23 protein-coding genes and 1 riboswitch are annotated in these 21,903 nt (G+C 62.9%); of the genes, 17 read left to right on the top strand and 6 right to left on the bottom strand.

The genetic code is table 11. The features are described 5' to 3' along the window. The first annotated feature begins 33 nt into the window (after positions 1–33). The 3 genes from CDV44_RS21305 to CDV44_RS21295 all read left to right on the top strand — a co-directional run bounded on the left by CDV44_RS21305 (position 34) and on the right by CDV44_RS21295 (position 3,322). Complete coding sequence (locus CDV44_RS21305; protein WP_087690303.1) at positions 34–1,224, top strand: homoserine O-acetyltransferase; 1,191 nt, start codon at positions 34–36, stop codon at positions 1,222–1,224. After that, positions 1,221–1,895, top strand: a complete 675-nt coding sequence (metW, locus tag CDV44_RS21300; RefSeq protein WP_246185476.1) for a methionine biosynthesis protein MetW — start codon at positions 1,221–1,223, stop codon at positions 1,893–1,895. The genes CDV44_RS21305 and metW overlap by 4 nt, the downstream gene beginning before the upstream one ends. A gap of 125 nt (positions 1,896–2,020) precedes the next feature. Then, positions 2,021–3,322, top strand: coding sequence for an AmpG family muropeptide MFS transporter (locus tag CDV44_RS21295; protein ID WP_087690301.1), 1,302 nt, complete (start codon positions 2,021–2,023; stop codon positions 3,320–3,322). Here the strand turns inward: CDV44_RS21295 and CDV44_RS21290 are convergent. The 3 genes from CDV44_RS21290 to CDV44_RS21280 all read right to left on the bottom strand — a co-directional run bounded on the left by CDV44_RS21290 (position 3,307) and on the right by CDV44_RS21280 (position 5,918). Next, complete coding sequence (locus CDV44_RS21290) at positions 3,307–4,044, bottom strand: hypothetical protein (RefSeq protein ID WP_087690299.1); 738 nt, start codon at positions 4,042–4,044, stop codon at positions 3,307–3,309. The genes CDV44_RS21295 and CDV44_RS21290 overlap by 16 nt on opposite strands. Positions 4,045–4,055: 11 nt before the next feature. Further along, positions 4,056–4,829, bottom strand: a complete 774-nt coding sequence (locus CDV44_RS21285; protein WP_087690298.1) for an exodeoxyribonuclease III — start codon at positions 4,827–4,829, stop codon at positions 4,056–4,058. Positions 4,830–4,955: 126 nt separating this feature from the next. Next, positions 4,956–5,918: a LysR family transcriptional regulator gene (locus CDV44_RS21280; RefSeq protein ID WP_058376857.1), complete on the bottom strand. Its 963-nt coding sequence runs from the start codon at positions 5,916–5,918 to the stop codon at positions 4,956–4,958. 198 nt (positions 5,919–6,116) lie between these two features. On the opposite strand from CDV44_RS21280, the gene CDV44_RS21275 reads away from it, so the two are divergent. The 14 genes from CDV44_RS21275 (at position 6,117) to CDV44_RS28770 (ending at position 19,519) form a co-directional block, all read left to right on the top strand. After that, on the top strand, positions 6,117–6,575 hold the full coding sequence (locus CDV44_RS21275; RefSeq protein WP_087690296.1) for a CidA/LrgA family protein: 459 nt from the start codon (positions 6,117–6,119) through the stop codon (positions 6,573–6,575). A 123-nt stretch (positions 6,576–6,698) separates the two neighbouring features. Further along, positions 6,699–7,382 (top strand): LrgB family protein, encoded by a 684-nt coding sequence (locus CDV44_RS21270; RefSeq protein WP_058376859.1) that lies wholly within the window; start codon positions 6,699–6,701, stop codon positions 7,380–7,382. A 123-nt stretch (positions 7,383–7,505) separates the two neighbouring features. After that, positions 7,506–7,633, top strand: a riboswitch (S-adenosyl-L-homocysteine riboswitch). A 32-nt stretch (positions 7,634–7,665) separates the two neighbouring features. Continuing rightward, positions 7,666–9,081, top strand: coding sequence for an adenosylhomocysteinase (ahcY, locus tag CDV44_RS21265; RefSeq protein WP_087690294.1), 1,416 nt, complete (start codon positions 7,666–7,668; stop codon positions 9,079–9,081). A gap of 150 nt (positions 9,082–9,231) precedes the next feature. Next, the gene (locus CDV44_RS21260; protein ID WP_058376861.1) at positions 9,232–9,591 is read left to right on the top strand and encodes a phage holin family protein; all 360 of its coding nucleotides are present in this window, start codon (positions 9,232–9,234) and stop codon (positions 9,589–9,591) included. A gap of 75 nt (positions 9,592–9,666) precedes the next feature. Then, positions 9,667–10,524, top strand: a complete 858-nt coding sequence (locus tag CDV44_RS21255) for a TlyA family RNA methyltransferase (protein WP_087690292.1) — start codon at positions 9,667–9,669, stop codon at positions 10,522–10,524. A gap of 37 nt (positions 10,525–10,561) precedes the next feature. Next, positions 10,562–11,392: a methylenetetrahydrofolate reductase [NAD(P)H] gene (gene metF, locus CDV44_RS21250; protein ID WP_087690290.1), complete on the top strand. Its 831-nt coding sequence runs from the start codon at positions 10,562–10,564 to the stop codon at positions 11,390–11,392. A 442-nt stretch (positions 11,393–11,834) separates the two neighbouring features. Then, positions 11,835–13,475, top strand: a complete 1,641-nt coding sequence (locus CDV44_RS21245; protein ID WP_058376864.1) for an ABC transporter substrate-binding protein — start codon at positions 11,835–11,837, stop codon at positions 13,473–13,475. Positions 13,476–13,691: 216 nt separating this feature from the next. After that, the gene (locus tag CDV44_RS21240) at positions 13,692–14,696 is read left to right on the top strand and encodes an ABC transporter permease subunit (RefSeq protein WP_087690288.1); all 1,005 of its coding nucleotides are present in this window, start codon (positions 13,692–13,694) and stop codon (positions 14,694–14,696) included. Positions 14,697–14,708: 12 nt separating this feature from the next. Then, the gene (locus CDV44_RS21235) at positions 14,709–15,629 is read left to right on the top strand and encodes an ABC transporter permease subunit (RefSeq protein ID WP_087690286.1); all 921 of its coding nucleotides are present in this window, start codon (positions 14,709–14,711) and stop codon (positions 15,627–15,629) included. Next, positions 15,626–16,651 (top strand): ABC transporter ATP-binding protein, encoded by a 1,026-nt coding sequence (locus CDV44_RS21230; RefSeq protein ID WP_087690284.1) that lies wholly within the window; start codon positions 15,626–15,628, stop codon positions 16,649–16,651. Before CDV44_RS21235 ends, CDV44_RS21230 begins: the two co-directional genes overlap by 4 nt. Then, entirely contained in the window at positions 16,648–17,703 is a 1,056-nt protein-coding gene (locus tag CDV44_RS21225; protein ID WP_087690283.1) for a peptide ABC transporter ATP-binding protein, read from the top strand. Before CDV44_RS21230 ends, CDV44_RS21225 begins: the two co-directional genes overlap by 4 nt. A 50-nt stretch (positions 17,704–17,753) precedes the next feature. Beyond that, the gene (locus CDV44_RS21220; protein WP_322788724.1) at positions 17,754–18,701 is read left to right on the top strand and encodes a TraB/GumN family protein; all 948 of its coding nucleotides are present in this window, start codon (positions 17,754–17,756) and stop codon (positions 18,699–18,701) included. Positions 18,702–18,848: 147 nt separating this feature from the next. Continuing rightward, positions 18,849–19,220 (top strand): hypothetical protein, encoded by a 372-nt coding sequence (locus CDV44_RS21215; protein WP_087690281.1) that lies wholly within the window; start codon positions 18,849–18,851, stop codon positions 19,218–19,220. Next, on the top strand, positions 19,217–19,519 hold the full coding sequence (locus tag CDV44_RS28770; RefSeq protein WP_170936059.1) for a type II toxin-antitoxin system RelE/ParE family toxin: 303 nt from the start codon (positions 19,217–19,219) through the stop codon (positions 19,517–19,519). Before CDV44_RS21215 ends, CDV44_RS28770 begins: the two co-directional genes overlap by 4 nt. A 29-nt stretch (positions 19,520–19,548) precedes the next feature. Here CDV44_RS28770 and ureG read toward each other — a convergent pair whose 3' ends face one another. The 3 genes from ureG to ureE all read right to left on the bottom strand — a co-directional run bounded on the left by ureG (position 19,549) and on the right by ureE (position 21,786). Continuing rightward, the gene (ureG, locus tag CDV44_RS21205; RefSeq protein ID WP_058376870.1) at positions 19,549–20,187 is read right to left on the bottom strand and encodes an urease accessory protein UreG; all 639 of its coding nucleotides are present in this window, start codon (positions 20,185–20,187) and stop codon (positions 19,549–19,551) included. 80 nt (positions 20,188–20,267) lie between these two features. Then, positions 20,268–20,993 (bottom strand): urease accessory protein UreF, encoded by a 726-nt coding sequence (locus tag CDV44_RS21200; protein WP_087690277.1) that lies wholly within the window; start codon positions 20,991–20,993, stop codon positions 20,268–20,270. Next, entirely contained in the window at positions 20,962–21,786 is an 825-nt protein-coding gene (gene ureE / locus CDV44_RS21195) for an urease accessory protein UreE (RefSeq protein WP_087690795.1), read from the bottom strand. The genes CDV44_RS21200 and ureE overlap by 32 nt, the downstream gene beginning before the upstream one ends. Positions 21,787–21,903 lie beyond the last annotated feature (117 nt).

The following is a 21,903-nucleotide window of genomic DNA, read 5'->3' as shown; positions in this document are numbered from 1 at the left end:
GACAGCGCGACCGGCATGTTTCGGACAGGAAATATGGAATCGTCAATCGGAATCGTCACGCCACAGCGGATGCATTTTGCGCAGCCGCTGGCACTGCAAAACGGCAGCACCCTCGCGGGCTACGACCTGATGGTCGAGACTTATGGCGAGTTGAATGCCGATCGCAGCAACGCCGTGCTGGTGTGCCACGCGCTCAACGCGTCGCATCACGTCGCGGGCATTGCCGCCGATAACCCCAAGGACATCGGCTGGTGGGACAACATGGTCGGGCCCGGCAAGCCGCTCGACACCAATCGCTTCTTCGTCATCGGGGTGAACAACCTCGGCTCGTGCTTCGGCTCGACCGGGCCGATGAGTCTCGATGAAGCCACGGGCACGCCCTACGGCGCCCGCTTCCCCGTCGTGACTGTCGAAGACTGGGTCAACGCGCAGGCGCGCGTGGCCGACGTGTTCGGCATCCGGAAATTCGCAGCCGTGATGGGCGGCAGCCTCGGCGGCATGCAGGCGCTGGCGTGGAGCATCATGTATCCCGATCGCGTCGGGCACTGTCTGGTGATTGCGTCCACCCCGAAGCTCTCGGCGCAGAACATCGCTTTCAACGAAGTGGCCCGCTCGGCCATTCTCTCCGACCCTGATTTCCACGGCGGTGACTACTACGCGCACGGTGTCGTGCCGCGCCGGGGCCTGCGCGTGGCGCGCATGATCGGCCACATCACCTATTTGTCGGACGAAGACATGGCGACCAAGTTCGGCCGTGCGCTGCGTCGCGCCGAGGTGCTGGTCGATGGCGTGACGGGGGGCGAAGGCGGCGCTGCGGCACAGGACGACAGCTATCGCTTCAGCTTCGATGTGGAGTTCGAGGTGGAGTCGTACCTGCGCTATCAGGGCGACAAGTTCGCCGAGTACTTCGACGCCAACACCTATCTGTTGATCACGCGTGCGCTCGATTATTTCGACCCGGCACGCACGGTCGGTGGTGACCTCTCGCGTGCGCTCGCCCACACCACGGCCAAGTATCTGATCGTGTCGTTTGCGACCGACTGGCGCTTCGCGCCGACCCGCTCGCGTGAAATCGTCAAGGCGCTGCTCGATACGCGCCGCACCGTGAGCTACGCCGAAATCGACGCGCCGCACGGTCACGACGCTTTCCTGCTGACCGATCCGCGCTATCACAATCTGGTGCGCGCTTATTACGAACGTATCGCCGAGGAGGTGGGGGTATGAGCCAGTCCACGGAACCGTCCAAGACGCCTACGACCAGTGCGCAAGCCGCGCGTCTCGCGGCATCGGGCAATCAGATTACGGCATCGCTCGCCGACCGCGCCGACTTCCGCGTGATCGCACGCTGGATCGAGCCGGGCTCGCAGGTGCTCGATCTCGGATGCAGCGACGGCTCGCTGCTGCGTCTGCTGGTCGATGAACTCGATGTGAGCGGCTACGGCATCGAGATCGACGACGCGGGCGTGCTGGCCTCGTCCAAGCGCGGCATCAACGTCATTCAGCAGAACATGGAAGGCGGGCTCGCGCTGTTCGAAGACAACAGCTTCGACACGGTCATCCTGTCGCAGACGCTGCAAACCATTCACCGCACGGCAGACATTCTGCGCGAGACGGTGCGGGTCGGCCGCGAAGCCATCGTGTCGTTCCCGAATTTCGGCTACTGGCCGCATCGGCTCTCGGTGTTGCAGGGCCGGATGCCGGTGTCGAAGAGTCTGCCGTTCCAGTGGCACAACACGCCGAACGTGCGGGTGCTCACGATCAAGGATTTCGAGGCGCTGGCCCCCGAGGTCGGTGTGGAAATTCTGGATCGCGCGGTGCTGCATAACGGGCGTCTCGTGTCGGTGGGCGCGAACTGGCGTGGTAGTCTTGCGGTCTATCGCGTCAAGCGTTCCTGAACCGACGGTTGCGGCGGCGGGGCGGCGCGCCGGGCGCTCCTGATTCGACGTCGACAATGATCGACGCACGGGAGCGAGGGGCGGAGGCCGTTCGTCGCGCGCAGCCGGCCCCAATTGTCCTGTCCATGACCGATTCGATGCCGCCCGACGACGGGCGAGTGTTCCACCCCACGCGGATGATCATCTGCGTGATTCTCGGCTTCACCTCCGGCTTGCCGTTGTTCATCCTGCTCAATCTCGTGCAGGCGTGGCTGCGCAGCGAGCAGGTGGACCTCAAGGCGATCGGCCTGTTTGCGCTGATTCAATTCCCCTATACATGGAAGTTTCTGTGGGCGCCGCTCATGGATCGCTTCGCGCCGAATCTGTTCGGGTGGAAGCCCGGGCGCCGGCGCGGCTGGATGTTCGTCACGCAGTTGCTGGTGGCCGGGGCCGTGGCACTGATGGGGACGTACTCGCCGCAGCGCGATCTGATGACGATTGCCGCGCTCGCGGCGGCGCTCGCGTTCTTCAGCGCGAGTCTCGACATCTGTCTGGACGCCTACCGCCGCGAGTTGCTCTCCGACCGGGAGCAGGGGCTGGGCACGGCGATGCACGTGAACGCGTACAAGGTAGCCGGGCTGGTGCCCGGGTCGCTCGCGCTGATCATGGCCGATCATCTGCCGTGGTCGCAGGTGTTCTTCGTGACGGCGGCGTTCATGCTGCCGGGGCTGGTGATGACGCTGGTCGTCAAGGAGCCGGCGATTCGCGGCACGCCGCCCAAGACGTTGCGCGAAGCCGTGGTCGAGCCGTTCCATGAGTTCGTGACGCGCGGTGGCTGGACGAAAGCGCTGCTGGTGCTCGCGTTCATCTTTCTGTACAAGCTGGGTGATTCGATGGCGACATCGCTGGCGACATCGTTCTATCTGGATTTGGGTTTCACCAAGACGCAGATTGGCGTGGTCGCGAAGGCCACGAGCTTGTGGGCGAGTGTGGCAGGCGGGATCATCGGTGGTATCTGGCTGATCAAGCTGGGCATCAATCGCGGGCTGTGGGTGTTCGGCGTGCTGCAACTGGTGTCGGTGCTCGGCTTTGCGTGGCTGGCAGAAGCCGGTGCCGTCGTGGCGGGGCTCGGCGCGGTGATCGCGTTCGAGGCGTTCACGGCGGGGCTGGGGACGGCGGCATTTACGGCGTACATCGCCCGCACGACGGACCCGCGCTATACCGCGACGCAATTCGCCCTGTTCACCAGTCTCGCCTCCGTGCCGCGCACGTTCGCGAACGCGGGCACGGGGTACATCGTGGATGGGGTGGGCTGGCTGACGTTCTTCCTGATCTGCACCGTGCTGGCGGTACCCGGCATGTTGCTGCTGCCGAAGGTCGCGCCTTGGGGCGCAGACGATGCCGACGATTCCGACGATGAGGGCAGCGTCGCTCAGACGCCGCGATAGGTTACCTTCTGGCGCTTGACCACTTGTGTGGCGAAGTCCGCATCGGGCGGGATCGGCTCCCAGAAAAAGTCGCGCTGGAAGATCGGCAGGAAGTTGAATTTACGCGAGCGGAAGATGCCCCGGTTGCGCTTGAATTCACTATACCGATCGCCCGTGAACTGCCGGTTCACCGAGGTGAAGGGCAGCAGACGCTCCGCAATATCCGGGAAATCGAACTTCGGATATTCCTTCGCGAGTGTCTCCAGCACGTCGAACTGATCCCGGCCGATGACCTGAATGGCGGTCTCCGGCATGGCGTAGCGCTGCGCCCACATCACGTGCCAGCCCGACTGGGTGTCATTGATGAAGTCGACGATCTGCTGGCTCAGCGTGTAGGCATCAGATTCGATGTGAACGATCTTGTCGGCGCCCATGGCGCGCGCGAGCGTCACCGAGTGCAGGAAGCTGCGCCACCATCCGGGGTAGAGGCTCATGCTCTGGCGCCCCAGATTGTTCTCGAAGCGAACGATGGCGTGCACGTCGTCATGTGCCGAGAGGTCGCTCCCGGCGGCTACCGTACGGACGAACTCGGCCGGCGGGAGATACGGCGAGCCGTCGTCGATCATCACCATCTTGTCGGCGTGGATCGGTCCGTTCCGGTAGAAGTCGAGCCAGCGTTGATACCGTTGCTGCCAAGCTTCGGCATCCTTCATGTAGCAAGTACAAAACAACAGGGTCTTCATCGGGCGATCCGTTACAGCGCGTGATCGTAGTCAATGATCAGCGGTGCGTGATCGCTGAACTTGATGTCGCGGAAGACGGATGTGGTTTTGGCTTTGCCGGCGATACCCGGCGTGGCGATCTGGTAGTCGATGCGCCACCCGACGTTCTTCGCATACGCCTGCCCGCGATTGCTCCACCACGTGTATTGCTCCGCGCGCTGATCCAGCGTGCGGAAGACATCCACATAGCCGTGGTCGTCGAACAACTGCGTGAGCCACGCGCGCTCTTCCGGCAGGAAACCCGAGTTCTTCAGATTGCCCTTCCAGTTCTTGATGTCGATTTCCTTGTGCGCGATGTTCACGTCGCCGCACAACACGACTTCGCGTCCGGCGGCTTTCAACGCCAGCAAGTGCGGCATGAAGTCGGCCATGAAGCGGAACTTGGCCGCCTGACGTTCTTCACCGCTGGAACCCGACGGGATGTACACCGAGATCACCGACAGGTTGCCGTAGCGCACTTCGACATAACGCCCTTCGGCGTCGAACTCTTGCTGACCCCAGCCGATCACGATGTCGTCGGGCTCGCGGCGCACGTACACGCCCGCACCGCTGTAACCCTTCTTCTCGGCGTAATGGAAGTAGCCCTGATAGTCGTGCGGCTTGAGAAAGTCCGGCGTCATGTCCGGCAACTGCGCCTTGATTTCCTGCACACACAGGATGTCGGCGTCCTGATTGCCGAACCACTCGAAGAAGCCTTTCTTGGAGGCCGATCGCACGCCGTTCAGATTCGCAGTGATGATGCGCATAGGTGTCGATGTGCCGCGCTCGTCGCGCGGCCGGGGGGAAGAATTTGTAAGCGGCAAGGATACCGCAATCGTTTGAAGGCGGGCGGCGTTGGCCGCGCGTGGATGCCGTGTCGGCCTGTCAGCGTGTCAGCGCGCAGGCTGGCGCCGTGTCGCGCCGGCAATGGCCGCTTGTGCCGCCTTGACGTCGCCGTCGCCGCCGGGGCCGAGGATGTCGCGCGCCAGTGCGAGCCAGCGTCGCGCTGCGTGCGAGAGGTACGAGTCGCGTCGCCACGCCATCGCGAGATCCCACGGAATCTCCGGATCGCGAATATCCGCAATCACGAAGCGTTTCGGATCGAGCCGCGCGCAGAACGGCTCGGGCAGCAAGGCAATGCCGACCCCGTTATCGACCATCGACGCAATGAAGTCCCACTGGCTTGAGCGTCCGGCAATCTTCGGCGTGAAGCCCGCCCGCCGGCACGCCGCAATCACGAATTCCGACAGCGCGAAGCCTTCGCCATAAAACACGAACGGCTCGTCGCGAAGCTCGCCCAGCCCGACCGACGCGCGGCCTTCCCACGACGACTCGCGCGGCGCGATCAACCGCAACTGGTAATGGCACACCGGGAGCACGTCGAGAATGGCGGGGTCGATCGGCAGCAACACGGCACCCAGTTCGATGTCGCCCGCCAGCAGCGCCTGCTCGATGGCCCGGGAGCCGGTCTCGAACAGCTTCATCTCGATATCCGGATAGTGCTGGTGAAACGCCCCGATCACCGGGATGAACAGATCGCCGCCCAATGGTGGAATGCCGATCGACAGTTCGCCGCGCGCGACCGACTCCAGATCCGACAACTCCTGTTGCAAACGGGCGTAGGCGGCGAGCACATCCTGACCGCGCTCGAAGACCACCCGACCGGCATCGGTGAGTTGCAGCCGGCGGCCCATGCCGCGCTCTTCTCGCAACATGAGGGGCGTGCCGAGCTCGTCTTCGAGCGCCTTGACCATTTTGCTCACCGTTGGCTGCGTGACAAAGAGCGCTTCGGCCGCCGCCGTGAAGCTCTGCTGTCGCACAACTTCCACAAATCCTCGCAAGGCACGCAGTTCCATTTCGGGGCTCCCGATTGCACCGTTTTGGTGCTAAAAGCCGGAAAGCCCCGCCAGATAAGGCTTTCTCATGCACTATTAGGGTTAATACTTAAATTATTCCAATTTGGAATCGATTTGATAATTGTAATTCATTATATTTATGTTGCAGCGCTTCCTATACTGCACTCCATGTTGATGCAAAACCCCAGGGAGAGTGCCATGACCAAGATGATCGCCAGCCGTCTGTATAGCCGCAGCAAGCGCGCCGTGGACGTGGTGTGGCAGATCGCCCTGCTCACCGGCATTTATCTGGTGGCGGATGCTGCGTCGCGTCATTTTCATTTGCCCCTGCCGGGTGGTGTGCTCGGCTTGTTCGCCGTGGTCGGTCTGCTCATGAGCGGTGTGCTCAAGGCCGACAAGATCAAGCGCGGCGCCGACTGGTTTCTGGCCGAGATGATTCTGTTCTTCGTGCCGATGGTCGCCGCCGTCATGCAATACACCGATCTGCTGCGCCACGAAGGCCTGCAATTGCTCGCCGTGATTGGCGTGGGCACCGTGCTTGTGATGGTCTCGACGGCACTGGCCGTGGATCTCGCCTGCCGCGCCGAGCGCCGCATGAAGGCCGCCTTCGTGCGCCTGCCGGCACGCCGCGCCTTACACGCCCACGACGTTCGCTGATCGTTGATCGTTGCTAATCGCCGCTGATGGTGCCTGACGGCTCGCTCGCTTCGCTTCGATAGTGGCAGCGGGCGCTGCGGATGGCACCACAACCCCAGCCTTAACCTCTCGCCGGATACTGTCATGAATCATACGGCGCTGCTTCTGCTCGCTCTTACGGTTGTCTTCTATTACGTGTCGAAGCGCCTTTACGCGCGCTTCGGCAAGGTGTGGCTCGGCCCGGCCATTCTCGCGCCGGTGCTGCTCATCGCCGTGATGGTCGGCGGCGACATCTCGTACACCACCTATATTTCCGATTCGCGCTGGCTCGTCTGGCTGCTCGGCCCCACGACCATCGCGTTTGCCGTGCCGATCTATGAACACCGCGACATCATTCGCCGTCACGCGTTTGCGCTCACCGTGGGCGTGCTCGTCGCGATGATCGTGGCGGTGGGCAGTTCGTTCGTGCTGGCACGTCTGTTTGAGTTGCCGCCGGAAATGGCGCGCAGTCTGCTCGCCCGGTCGATCTCGACGCCGTTTGCGCTCGTGGTCTCCGACAAGGTCGGCGGCTCGCGCGATCTGGTGGGGTTGTTCGTGATCGTCACCGGCTTCATCGGCATGCTGCTCGGCGAGGCGCTCCTGTCGTGGCTGCCGTTGCGTACCCGCATGGCCCGGGGAGCACCGTTTGGCGCTGGGGCTCACGGGTTCGGCACGGCCAAGGCGCGCCAGATCGGCAGCGAAGAGGGCGTGGTCGCGAGCCTTGTGATGATGATCAACGGCATCGTGATGGTGTTTGCCGCGCCGCTGCTCACGCACTTGCCGATCTGATGATGGGAAGGTGCACCCCGTGCACCTTCTTCGCCGTTCCTCCTGCCGTTGCTCCCCCAAAAAATAACCCTTCGAACGTCGCCCCTGACCCGACGCGCCGCATGAGTTTTGCTACAATGCGCCAGTCTTGAGGAGCGTTGCGACAGCGGATACCGCTGCCAGGCTCAAGATCCTTCCCATTGGCCCCCGCCGGCCCCCGGTTTCCCCCGGATAGTTCGGCGCGTAAGCCCCAAGAACGGCGCTCACGTCCCAACTATCTAGACATTTAGAGAAAGGAGGCGTGATGAACGCCGTAGTCGATTCGAAATTCACCGATTTCCACGTAGCTGATATCAAGCTGGCCGATTGGGGCCGCAAGGAACTGCGCATCGCCGAGAGCGAAATGCCGGGTCTGATGGCCACGCGTGAAGAGTTCAAGGCCACCCAGCCGCTCAAGGGCGCCCGCATCGCCGGCTCGCTCCACATGACGATCCAGACGGGCGTGCTCATCGAGACGCTGACCGCACTGGGCGCCGAAGTGCGCTGGGCCTCGTGCAACATTTTCTCGACGCAAGATCACGCCGCTGCGGCCATCGCCGCCGCCGGTATCCCCGTGTTCGCGTTCAAGGGCGAATCGCTCGACGAATACTGGGAATACAGCCACCGCATCTTCGAATGGCCGAACGGCGAGTTCGCCAACATGATTCTCGATGACGGCGGCGACGCCACGCTGCTGCTGATTCTGGGCAGCAAGGCCGAGAAGGACCTCTCGGTCGTCGCCAACCCGACCAACGAAGAAGAAGTGGCCCTGTACGCTGCGATCAAGCGTCACATCGCCCTCGACCCGCAGTGGTACAGCAAGCGCCTGTCGCAAATTCAGGGCGTGACCGAAGAGACCACCACGGGCGTGCACCGTCTGTATCAGATGGAAAAGGACGGCACGCTGCCGTTCCCGGCCATCAACGTCAACGACTCGGTGACCAAGTCGAAGTTTGACAACCTCTACGGCTGCCGCGAGTCGCTCGTCGACGGTATCAAGCGCGCGACCGACGTGATGATCGCCGGCAAGATCGCACTCGTGGCCGGTTACGGCGACGTGGGCAAGGGCTGCGCACAAAGCCTGCGTGGTCTGGGCGCGACGGTGTGGGTCACTGAAATCGACCCGATCTGCGCACTGCAAGCCGCGATGGAAGGCTACCGCGTCGTGACGATGGAATATGCCGCCGACAAGGCCGACATCTTCGTGACGGCCACGGGCAACTTCCACGTGATCGATCACGACCACATGGCTGCGATGAAGAATCAGGCGATCGTGTGCAACATCGGTCACTTCGACTCGGAAATCAACGTCGCGTCGACCCGCAAGTACGAGTGGGAAAACATCAAGCCGCAAGTCGACCACATCATCTTCCCGGACGGCAAGCGCATCATCCTGCTGGCCGAAGGCCGCCTCGTGAACCTGGGCTGCGCCACGGGTCACCCGTCGTTCGTGATGAGCAACTCGTTCACCAACCAGACGCTCGCGCAGATTGAATTGTTCGTGGACGGCGCCAAGTACAAGAACAGCGTGTACGTGCTGCCGAAGCATCTGGACGAGAAGGTCGCGCGTCTGCACCTGGGCCGTATCGGTGCCGAACTGACCGTGCTGAGCGACGATCAGGCGAAGTACATCAGCGTCGACAAGAACGGTCCGTTCAAGCCGTCGCACTACCGTTATTAAGTTGCACGATCAGGCCGGCCCATTAGGTCGCGCTATGAAGTAACGGGCAGTACCCACGCGGCTGCGCCACACGCGCAGCCGCGTACGAATTCTTGTAACTGCCGGTGTTGACGTCGACGTCTCGCACCGGCTTGTCCTTCGGAGCTTGCCATGCGTCTGCTGCTGATTTGGCTCATCAATGCCATCGCACTTCTCGTTTTGCCGCACATCATCTCGGGCGTTCAGCTCAAGGGCATCGGTACGGCGCTGATCGTTGCGGTCGTGCTCGGCCTGATCAACGCATTCCTGCGTCCGCTGCTCGTGGTGCTCACGCTGCCGGTCACGGTCGTCACGCTCGGATTGTTCATCTTCGTGATCAATGCGTTGCTGTTCTGGCTGGCCGCCAACGTGGTCAAGGGGTTCGAAGTCTCGGGCTTCTGGGCGGCGCTCTTCGGCTCGCTGTTGTACAGCCTGATCTCGTGGATTCTGTCGGCGCTGGTGTTCGGCGGCGATCGCGCGACTAACGTTTAACGCAACGCTTAATCAAACGTTCAACCGGCACGCTGCCGCCAGCGTGCCTGCTTTCATCCGCAGGAATTTGTTGTCATGTCGCCATCCCTTCGTGTCGATCAGGCACTCGTGTCGCGAGGCCTCGCGTCTTCGCGGACTGTCGCGCAGCGTTTGATCGATGCGGGGCGGGTGTACGTCGCCGACACCGACACCGTCCTCAAGAAAGCCAGCCAGCTCGTGGCGAGCGATGAAGTGCTCGAAGTGCGTGCCGCCGTCGATGGGTTGCCGGGCGAGGATCGCTACGTTTCTCGCGGCGGGCTCAAGCTCGAAGGCGCGCTTGCGGCTGCCGGGCTGGGGGCGGATGTGCTGGCAGGGCGCACGGCGCTCGACGTCGGACTGTCGACCGGTGGCTTTGCCGACTGCCTCTTGCAGAAGGGCGTGGCGCAGGTCATCGGTGTGGATGTCGGCCATGGGCAACTGCATGGCCGGCTGGTGACGGAGCCGCGACTGATCTCGCTGGAAGGGATCAACGCGCGGCACCTGACGCGTGAAATGCTGGATGAGCAGTTGGCGCAGTGGAAGTCGTCTGCGGCGAGCGAGGGCGCGGCTGCGTCGGCGCCCGCACCGACGACCCCCGAGGCGGGCTTCGACGTGATCGTGGGCGACGTGTCGTTCATCTCGCTCACGCTGGTGCTGCCGGCGCTTGCGCCGCTGCTGGCACCGGGTGGCAACTTGCTGATGCTGGTCAAGCCGCAGTTTGAAGTGGGACGCGAGAACATCGGGCGCGGCGGCCTCGTGCGCGACCCCGCGCAATACGCGCAGGTGGAGACAAAGATCCGCACCGCCTGCGAATCGCTCGGCCTCACGGTGGCCGGCTGGTTCGACAGCCCGATTACGGGCGGTGACGGTAACCGGGAGTTTTTCGTACACGCCACGCATGCCAAGGCGGCATGAGTGCCCTGCGAGCGACTCTCTCGATAATCAGAAGATCATGACGCAACCCTCTTTCAGCTTCGAATTCTTCCCGCCCAAGACCGCCGAAGGCGCGGAGAAGCTGCGCGCGACGCGCCAGCAACTGTTTCCGCTCGGTCCGAAATTCGTCTCGGTGACGTTCGGTGCCGGTGGTTCGACCCAGCAGGGTACGATCGATACGGTGGTGGAAATCCAACGCGAAGGCGTCGAAGCGGCACCGCACTTGTCGTGCGTGGGGTCGACCAAAGACAACATCCGCGACATCTTGCAGACGTACCGCAGTCACGGCATCCGTCACATCGTGGCGCTGCGCGGGGATCTGCCGTCGGGCATGGGCGAAATCGGTGAATTTCGTTACGCGTCGGAGCTGGTCGAATTCATTCGCGCGGAGACGGGCGACTGGTTCCACATCGAAGTGGCGGCCTATCCCGAGTACCACCCGCAGGCGAAGTCGCCGCGTCTGGACCTCGAACACTTCGCCAACAAGGTGAAGGCCGGGGCCAACGCCGCGATCACGCAGTATTTCTTCAATGCGGACGCCTACTTCCGCTTTGTCGACGATGCCGCGCGCCTTGGCGTGAACGTGCCGATCGTGCCGGGCATCATGCCGATCACGAACTACTCGCAGATGATGCGGTTCTCGGAAATGTGCGGTGCAGAAGTGCCGCGCTGGATCGCCAAGCGCCTCGAAGGCTTCGGCGACGACCGTGAGTCGATTCGCGCGTTCGGCCTCGACGTGGTGACCGCACTGTGTGAGCGCCTGCTCGCCGACGGCGCCCCGGGGCTGCATTTCTATACGCTCAACGCGGCAGCCGCCACCAAGGCGATGTGGCAGCGGCTGGGTCTGTAAGCCCGGCTGACTTCCAGCACTCGCAAACTGCGTCAATGTCGGTGCGTCCCATGACAGGGCGCATCGATCGTCTTCAGGTCTCACGGCCGCGCGCCGCGCACTCGCCGGGCCTTGCCCCTTGCCCCCTCGGCACTTCAGACACTTCCCATACGCGCTACGGCTTTCAAATCGTGGCCGCTTTCGCTCCCCGAGCCGGTGCAGCGCTGCACCTTCGCGCGTCATCGCTGGCTGGGCGGCGATTGCGCCGATCAGGCACCTGAATGTCAATCCTAATCAAAATTAAGTGATTTCCTAATTGAAAACGCTGCAAATCGGCGAATTGCTAGGGATTTGGCGTGTTGTGACGCGAGGTAACCTTCAGTAATATTCCCGGGTGCTCGGCGGCGACCCCTAACCGGACGACCTGATCCTGAGCCTCGAAAAATATCATTCCGAGGAGCCTATGAAACGAACCCACACCCTGCGTTTGCTTTTGGCTGCGACTCTGCTTGCCGGCGCGACCGCGATCCAGTCCGCCGCAGCAGTCGAGCTCCCGAACAAGACCCTTGTCTACTGCTCTGAGGGCAGCCCGGCCGGTTTCGATCCGGGACAACTGACCACCGGCACGGACTTCGATCCCGCCGACGCCATCTACAACCGTCTGATCGCCTTCGTTCCGGGCGAAACCGGGGTGATGCCGTCGCTCGCCGAGAAGTGGGACATTTCGCCGGACAACAAGGTCTACACCTTCCATCTGCGAAAAGGCGTCAAGTTCCACACCACCGAATACTTCACGCCCACGCGTGATTTCAATGCCGAAGACGTGAAGTTCACGTTCGAGCGCATGGGCGATCGCGAGATGCCCTTCCGCAAGGCATATCCGGCTGAATTCCCGTATTTCGTCGATATGGGACTCCAGAAGGATATCGACCGTATCGAGATCGTCGATCCGTACACCGTGCGCTTCGTGCTGAAGCAGGTCGACGCACCGTTCATCCAGAATCTGGCCATGTCGTTCGCGTCGATCCTCTCGAAGGAATACGCGGACAAGCTGCTCGCCGCGAACAATTCCCGCGACATCGCGCTCAAGCCGGTCGGCACCGGGCCGTTCATCTTCCGCAGCTACACGAAGGACGCCACGCTGCGTCTGGATGGCAACAAGGACTACTGGAATACGAATCTGCCGCCGAAGGTGGGCAAGCTGATCTTCGCGATCACCACCGACGCCAACGTCCGTATCCAGAAGCTCAAGCGCAACGAATGCCAGGTCGCAACGTACCCGCGCCCGGCGGATGTCGATTCGCTCAAGGCCGATATCTCGGCACAGGGCAAGGCGTCGAAGCTGAAGATGCCGGATCAGGTGGGTTTCAACCTCGGCTATGTGGCGTACAACGTGCAGAAGAAGCCGCTCGACCGCGTGGAAGTGCGTCAGGCACTCGACATGGCGATCAACAAGCAGGCGATTCTCCAGTCCGTCTACGGCTCGGCCGGACAGTTGTCGAACGGCGCGCCGATGCCGCCGACGCAATGGTCCTACGACAAGAACATCAAGCCGTCCGGCTACGATCCCGAGAAAGCCAAGGCGTTGCTCGACAAGGCAGGCGTGAAGGGTATCGAAATCACGCTGTGGGCGATGCCGGTGCAGCGTCCGTACAACCCGAACGGCAAGCTCATGGCGGAAATGATTCAGGCCGACTGGGCGAAGATCGGCGTGAAGGCGAACATCGTCACGTACGAGTGGGGTGAGTACATCAAGCGCGCGAAGGCTGGCGAGCACGATGCGCTGTTGATTGGCTGGACCGGCGACAACGGCGATCCGGACAACTGGCTCGGCGTGCTGCTCGGTTGCGACTCGATGAACGGCAACAACTTCTCGAAGTGGTGCTACAAGCCGTTCGACGACCTCATCAAGCAGGCGCGTCAGACCACGGACGTTGCAGCGCGTACGAAGCTGTACACGCAGGCGCAGGAAATCTTCGCGCAGCAACTGCCGTTCTCGCCGATCGCGCACTCCACGCAGTACAAGCCGATGGCGACGAACGTGAAGGGCTTCAAGCTCAGCCCGTTCAGCCGTAACAGTTTTGCTGGCGTATCTCTCGACTGATGCTCGACTGATCGAGTTTCGCCACCCGGCAATGGCTCGGCAACGGCCTTTGCGGGGAACAAGCAATAGATTGGTATCAAGCGGGCAGACCCGGCCGCCGCGCCGGATCTGCCCGCCGCACCAAGACAAACGGTCGTTCACGACTGAATAACGCGGCACAGCGCCACCCGTCCTGCCGCCGGGGGCGGGCGGTGCGCAAGCCCACGGAACCCTCATATGCTGAGATTCGTCCTGCGACGACTGGGCATGGTGATCCCGACCTTCATCGGCATCACCGTCCTGGCGTTCGCGCTGATCCACCTCATTCCCGGCGATCCGATCGAAGTGCTCGTGGGCGAGCGAAACCTCGACCCCGTCATGCACGCCGAAGCCATGAAACGGCTCGGGCTCGATCAACCGCTCACCACCCAATACTTCGTCTACCTGAAGCACGCCGCACAAGGCGACCTCGGGCGCTCCATCGTGACCAACGAGGGCGTGCTGCACGAGTTCTTCTCGCGCTTCCCCGCCACGCTCGAACTGGCCACTTGCGCGATGCTCTTCGCGCTGATCGTCGGTCTGCCTGCCGGTGTCGCCGCCTCGTTGCGGCGCGGCAAGATGCTCGACCACACCACCATGGGGGCGGCGCTGACCGGCTACTCGATGCCCATCTTCTGGTGGGGGCTGTTGCTGATCATGCTGTTCTCGGTCGATCTGCAATGGACACCCGTGTCAGGGCGCATCGGTGTGGAATACGACGTGCCGTTCGTGACCGGCTTCATGCTCATCGACACGTTGCTCTCGGGCGAACCGGGTGCGTTCTCGTCCGCCGTAAGCCATCTGATTTTGCCGACCATCGTGCTCGGCACCGTGCCGCTGGCGGTGATCGCCCGCATGACGCGCTCGGCCATGCTCGAAGTGCTGCGTGAGGACTACATCCGGACGGCGCGCGCGAAAGGGCTGTCGCCTTGGCGCGTGATCGTCGTGCATGCGCTGCGCAACGCGCTCATTCCGGTGATTACCGTGATCGGGCTGCAAGTCGGCACGCTGCTCGCGGGCGCGGTGCTCACCGAGAACGTGTTCTCGTGGCCCGGCATCGGGAAGTGGCTGATCGACGCCATTTTGCGACGCGACTATCCGGTGGTGCAGGGCGGGATCCTGCTCATCGCGACGGGCGTCATTCTGGTCAACTTGCTGGTCGACGTGCTCTACGGCGTCGTCAATCCGCGCATTCGGCACTGAAGGAGGTCAACAATGAGTGACACGCCTGCTACGCTGCCGCCGCCCGCCGCCATTACGGCCACGCCTCGCGCGCGCCTGGTGCGGGAATTCCTGCGCAGCTTTACCGCCAATCGCGGCGCGACGTTCGCCGCGATTATCTTGATATTGATGTTCCTTGCGGCCATCTTTGCGCCGCTGATCGCGCCGCACAGTCCCATCGAGCAATACCGCGATTTCGTGAAGATTCCGCCCGCCTGGTTTGAAGGCGGCAACGCGCGCTTTCTGCTGGGTACCGATGAAGCCGGCCGCGACATCCTGTCGCGTCTGATCTTCGGCGCACGCCTGTCGTTCTGGATCGGTCTGTCGTCGGTGGTGTTGTCGCTGATTCCGGGCATTCTGCTTGGCCTGCTCGCAGCGTTTTTCCCGCGCTGGCTCGACACGCCGATCATGCGCCTGATGGACATGATGATGGCGCTGCCGTCGCTGCTGCTGGCCGTGGCCGTCGTGGCCATCATCGGCCCGGGGCTGGCTAACACGACCATCGCAATTGCGATCGTGACGCTGCCCGCGTATGTGCGTCTCACGCGCGCGGCTGCCATCGGCGAATTGCAGCGCGAGTACGTGACCGCCTCGCGCATGGCTGGTGCCGGCACGCTGCGCTTGATGTTCTCGACCGTGCTGCCGAACTGTGCGGCACCGCTGATCGTGCAGGCGACGCTGAGCTTCTCGGTGGCCATTCTCGATGCGGCGGCGCTCGGCTTTCTCGGCCTGGGCGTGCAACCACCGCTTGCCGAGTGGGGCTCGATGCTCGCGTCGGCGCGCGACTATATGGAAAGTGCCTGGTGGATTGTGACGCTGCCGGGTCTTGCGATCGTCATCTCGGTCCTTGCGATCAACCTGGTCGGTGACGGCCTGCGCGACGCCCTTGACCCCAAACTGAAGCGAATCGCATGAGTCTGCTCACTATCCGCAATCTATCGGTCGACTTTGAAGGTGCGCGCGCCGTCGAAGGCATCGACCTCGACGTCGGCCAGGGCGAAATTCTCGGCGTGGTCGGCGAGTCCGGCTCCGGCAAGAGCGTGACGATGCTCGCGCTCATGGGGCTGATCGACGCCCCCGGGCGCGTCACTGCCGACGAAGTCAGCTTCGACGGGCGCGATCTGCTGCACGCCTCGGCGCGGCAGCGGCGCAACATCGTCGGGCGCGACGTTTCCATGATCTTTCAGGACGCGCTCTCGAGCCTGAATCCGAGCTATTCCATCGGCTATCAGATCGGTGAAGTGCTGCGCCGGCACATGGGACTGCGTGGCCGGGCGCTGCGCGATCGCATCGTGGAGTTGCTCGAACAGGTGGAAATTCCCGATGCTGCGAACCGGCTCAGCGCGTATCCGCATCAACTCTCGGGCGGGATGAACCAGCGCGTGATGATCGCGATGGCGATTGCGTGCCAGCCGAAGTTGCTGATTGCCGACGAACCGACGACCGCGCTCGACGTGACCATTCAGGCGCAGATCATGGCGTTGCTGCTGCGTTTGCAGCGCGACCACGGCATGTCGCTCGTGTTGATTTCGCACGATCTGGCCGTGGTGGCCGAAGTGGCGCACCGGGTGGCCGTGATGTATGCGGGGCAGGTGATCGAGGTGCAGCAGGTGCCGGCGCTGTTCGACGCGCCGCATCATCCCTACACCGAGGCGCTGCTCGCGGCGATTCCCGAACACAACCGTGGCGTGCGACGCCTGCATACCTTGCCCGGCGTGGTGCCGGGCCGTGACGATCGGCCGGCCGGGTGTCTGCTGTCGCCGCGCTGTCCTTATGCCGATGACCATTGCCGTACGGTGCAACCCAAGCTTGAGCCCTATACCGGGCCGAGTGCTGTCGGGTCGCCGCGTGTGCGGTGTTTCAAGCCACTGCCGCATGCGGCGGGTGGTCTGGCGGGTGGTGCGGCAGGTGGACTGATTACCGGAGGTGCGCAATGAGTGAAACCGTTTTCGCGACGCCGCCGGGCGGCCCGGACACCCCACATACCCCGCACGCTACGACGCGTGAGCGCGAGCCGAATCGCACGGTGTTGGCCGCCCGCGATCTGAAGCGTTTTTACACCGTCAACCGGGGCATGTTCCGCGCGGACGCGAGCGTCAAGGCCCTGAACGGCGTGTCGTTCGAGTTGTCGGCTGGCCGGACGCTGGCCGTGGTGGGTGAGTCGGGGTGCGGCAAATCGACGCTGGCACGGGTGCTGACGTTGATCGAGCCGCCGACGTCCGGCACACTCGCCATCGACGCGACCGAGACGACCGGGGCATCGGCGGGCGATCTGGCCCCGTTGCGTACGCGGGTGCAGATGGTGTTCCAGAACCCGTACGCGTCGCTCAATCCGCGCAAGACGGTCGGGCAGGCGCTGGATGAGCCGCTGGCCATCAATACGGCGCTCACCCGCGCCGAGCGGGGCGAGAAGATTGCGGCGATGATGCGCACGGTGGGGCTTCGGCCGGAGCATGTGGCGCGGTATCCGCATATGTTCTCGGGCGGGCAGCGGCAGCGCGTGGCGATCGCACGGGCGATGATTCTGTCGCCGGCGATCGTGGTGGCGGACGAGCCGGTCTCGGCCCTGGATGTCTCAATTCAGGCACAGATCCTGAATCTTTTCATGGATTTGCAGGACCGATACGCGACGAGTTACGTATTCGTGTCGCATAATCTCGCCGTAGTCGAGCACGTGGCCGACGACGTGATGGTGATGTATCTCGGCCGCGCGGTCGAACACGGTCCCAAGGCCGCCGTGTTCGGCAAGCCGCTGCACCCGTACACCAAGGCGCTGATGTCGGCGACGCCGGCCATCAAGCCGAGCGAGCGGCGCGTGAAGATTGCGCTGATCGGCGAGTTGCCGTCACCGCTGCGCCCGCCGCCAGGGTGTGCGTTTGCGCCGCGCTGTCCGTATGCCGTCGACCATTGCCGAGAGGAAGTGCCGCAATTGCGCGAGCTCGAAGGACGTCTGGTGGCGTGCCATCGGGTTGAAGACATTGAGGGATGACGAGATTGGGTGGACCACCACGCGCGACGCATGTCCGTCGGGGCGTCGCTTTGACCGGTTGGCTGCTGGGCTGCCTGCTGATGACGCTCGCCGTCACGCTCGATGCGGCATCGACGGTGACACCCCGCGTCGTTACGCCGCGGGCGTTGCCGCTGGTGGTGCCCGAGCCGGGCGAATCGCCGCCCGGCGCCAATCTGCCGTTCTACGAAGCCCGCAAGGGCGACATGACGATCTACGTCATGGGTACCCTGCACGTCGGCAAGCCCGACGACTATCCGTTCCGCAAAGTGGTGGTCGATGCGCTGCGCGTCTCGAAGGTGGTGGCGTTCGAGCTCTCGCCTGACGATCTGACGATGTCGCAGGACGACGTGCAGAAGTACGGCATGTGCACGCGCGCGTGTCTGCCGAGGATGATTCCGGCGCCGTTATGGCGCAAGTTGCGCGACCGCCTCAAGGGCAATCCGGCGATGCTCACCGAGATTCGCCACATGCGGCCCTGGCTGGCGGCGCTGCTCGTGGAGACGCTCGACTCGATGGGCGCCGATCTGCAAACGGAATACGGCACCGAGAACCAGCTGGAGAATATTTACCGCGGGCGCATTGTCGGGCTGGAGTCGTTGGCCGAGCAGATGGATGCATTCACGGGGTTGTCGGCGGCACAGCAAAACGAGTTGCTTGCGCAGGAGCTGGTGCTGACCCCGAAGAAGGCCACGGCACAGGTGGAGGAGTTGCACCGTCTTTGGCGCGCGGGCGATGCGGAGCTGGTGTTCGATTGGTCGCAGGGCAAGGCGGCACAAGTGCGACGCAACGTGGCGCTGGCCGACGCTATCGACGAGCGCATTCTGTACTCACGCAACCGCCGCTTTTTGGCGCGGATGCTGTTTCTCGCGGACCCGGGCAAGCCGGTGTTCGTTGCCATCGGCACACTGCATCTTGGCGGCCCGCATGGCGTGCTGCAACTGCTGCGAGAGCATGGCTTCTCGGTCGCGCAGCGCTAGTCCGAAACCCGCTTCGGACATCAGGGCGGTTCCGTTAGGAATCGCCCGATAACTCCCCGACCTGTATTGACTCGACCTATCCCTGACGTTTAATTTGGCAGCACTCGTGTGAGTGGCCCCCCGCCAAAATCCTAGTCAGGAATCACGATGCAAACTATCGAGCAACGCGCCGATCTCTCTGTGCGTCATCTCCATCTGCTGGCGGATCTCGATTCGCCCTGCCATCCCTCACCCGCCATTCTGGCGGAAGCGCAAACTCTCTATGAGGCCACGATCCGTGGACTTGCCGATGTCGCGTCGGGTCGCAAGCTGCCCTGCGAGGTCGTGAAGACAGGGTGTTCGATCGACCTGAACGAGGAGTACTTCGAGCGTCCGCAGGATCCCAGCGAAGTCAATATTGAGGATTTCGTAAGTCTCCTCATGGGGCTCAAGGATATTGAAGAGGGGCGTACCGTACCAGACGAGGTCGTTAGTACTCTGTTTGATGAACGCTGCCGGGAGCTTCAGAAAACGCTGTGAGAGTAACGATTCGTTGGTCGAAATTTGCGCTGCGCGAACGCGTCATTATCTGGAATCAACTCTCCAACATTAATGCCAGCGCAGCTTTGAATCTGAATACGTGTGTGGAACGGGCGCTGAGGAACTTGCGAATCTTTCCAGCTATGGGGCGTCTCAACCGAGCCAGTAACGCTCGCATGCTAATACCTCACAAACGCTACAGAATGATTTACGAATTAAAGGAGAGTGTAGTCACCATCGTGTCGTTGCAGAACGTGAATCGTCCCTGGCCGCCCAGGGACTTTCCATTCAACCACTGACTCTTTTGCTGCACGGCCCTCGCATCCCCTCAAGCCAACATCCCCCGCGCTTCAATAAACTGGATGATTTCCTGAAGGCCTTTGCCTTCCTTCATGTTGCCCATGACGAAGGGGCGCATGCCGCGCATTTTCTGCGTGTCGGCGCGCATGATGTCGAGCGACGCGCCAACGTACGGCGCGAGATCGGTCTTGTTGATGATCAGCAGATCCGATTTGGTGATACCCGGGCCACCCTTGCGCGGAATCTTCTCACCACCGGCCACATCGATCACATAAATCGTCAGATCGGATAACTCGGGGCTGAACGTGGCCGCGAGATTGTCGCCGCCCGATTCGATGAACACGACATCGGCATCGGGAAAGCGCTCCAGCATGCGCTCGACCGCTTCGAGGTTGATCGATGCGTCTTCGCGAATTGCCGTGTGCGGGCAACCGCCCGTTTCCACGCCCAGAATGCGCTCAGGTTCGAGCGCGCCGGCGACGGTCAACAGGCGCTGATCTTCCTTCGTGTAGATATCGTTGGTGATGACCACGAGATCGTAACGGTCTCGCATGGCTTTGCAGAGCATCTCCGTCAGCGTAGTTTTACCGGAGCCGACCGGGCCGCCGATACCGACACGCAGCGGTGGGTTCTTCTTGGTACGACGGGCGTTGGCAGATGTCGTCATAAGGAGTGTCGTGAGTGGCGCAGAGTGATGAGGGTCCAATGAGGGAGCGAAGCGGCGAGCGCATGAAGCACGCTCACCCCTCAGGAACGGAACAGCCTTGAGTATTGCGTCTCGTGGCGCGACGCCAGAATCGCGAGCGCCGGGGAAAACGTATTGATTCGATCGTCGGGCAATGTCGCGGCGCGATGTGCAGCGTCGATGATGCGCGGTCGCAGTGCCACGATCACCCGTTGCGCGGCGAGTTGCCCCAACGGCACCGCTTTGAGTGCACCGGCCACCTGATTCTCCAGCCAGCTGAATGCGTAAGCGACGAGCATGTCCGCGAGCGGCGCGCCATGCGTGAGCGCGGCGAACGCAAATGCCGTCGGCAACGCGATCGGGCGAATCGACGCCAGTTGCTCGCGCTGCGCAGCCGTGCCCCATTCGAGCGACATCGCCAGTTGCGTGAGCGACCAGCCCATTTGTTCGGTTTCGGCGCGAAGTTCAGCCGCTTCTCTCGTCGCCAGCAGCCAGTCGTTCACACGGATCAGCGCAGCGACGTCGTTCGCTTGCCAGTGACGCCATTGCCTCGCCAGCAGTGCCAGCTCACCCGTGGTGAACACGCCGTCGAGTTGGCTGGCGATCCAGCGTTCTGCCCCGGGGGCGTCGACGATGATGCCGTGCTCAACAGCGGCCTCAAGCCCTTGCGAATAGCTGAACGCCCCGATGGGCAACGCGGGCGACGCAAGGTGGAGCAGCGCCGCAAGCGATTGCAGCGACGCGGCCGCGACGGGCTCAGTGAGAGGACTGGCCAGACTTGCCGTCATCGGAGGCGCTCGAAGGAGAAGCAGATGGATTCACAGACGCAGCGTCTTCGCTGGAAGACGTATGCGCGTGAGCGTGGCCGCAGTCAGGGCCGTGCACATGTGCAGGCGCGTGCGTGTGGCCATGATGCGCATGGTCATGCCCGCAGTCGGGGCCATGAACGTGCCCATGATCGTGACCACACTCGGCGGTATGCGCGTGCCCGTGCGAGTGCCCGTGATCGCAATCCGGGCCGTGAACGTGCGCATGACCATGTTCATGATCGTGGTCATGCGAATGTCCATGGTGCTCATGGAAAACTTGCTGCGCGAGCGCATAGTCTTCCGCGAACGTCGCGTCATGGCCGTGCTTGTGGCCACCACCGTAGGCACCGGCTTCCGGCTCGAAGGGCATCAGCGCTTCGGCCACGTCGACATCCAATCGCAGGAGCATGTCGCGCAGTACCGGATCGGATTCGAGCTTGAGATACCCGTCGCCGACTTCGACCGGCGTATGGCGATTGCCGAGGTGATACGCTGCCCGGGTGAGGGCGAGCGGCGTCGACGCCGTCACCAGCAACACCGTTTCCGGTGCCGCCTCCACGCGAATCAATCCGCCGTCATCTGCCACCAACACATCGCCACCGCGCAGCACCGTGCCGCGCGGCAGGAACACTGCGACTTCCTCACCGGTTTCCAGCGTGGCACGCAGACGGCTTTTGCCGCGCGCATCGAAGGGCAGCACCAGCGCAGGCGCACGCCGTGCAAGCGGTGCCGCGATGCGGCCAGCTTCGAAGCGCTTTTCGACACGGCGCAGCGTCGCCGAAGAAGAAGCCGACGACGAAGACGACACAGCATCCGCCGCATCGTCAGCATGCGAATGAGAGGAGGAATCGGGCGCGGAATCAGGCGCGGAATCGGAGGCTTGCGACAT

The organism is Pandoraea sp. PE-S2R-1 (assembly GCF_002179865.1).
GTDB lineage: Bacteria > Pseudomonadota > Gammaproteobacteria > Burkholderiales > Burkholderiaceae > Pandoraea.
The sequence above is the reverse complement of the archived record's forward strand: the minus strand, read 5'-3'. Positions and strand labels throughout refer to the sequence as shown.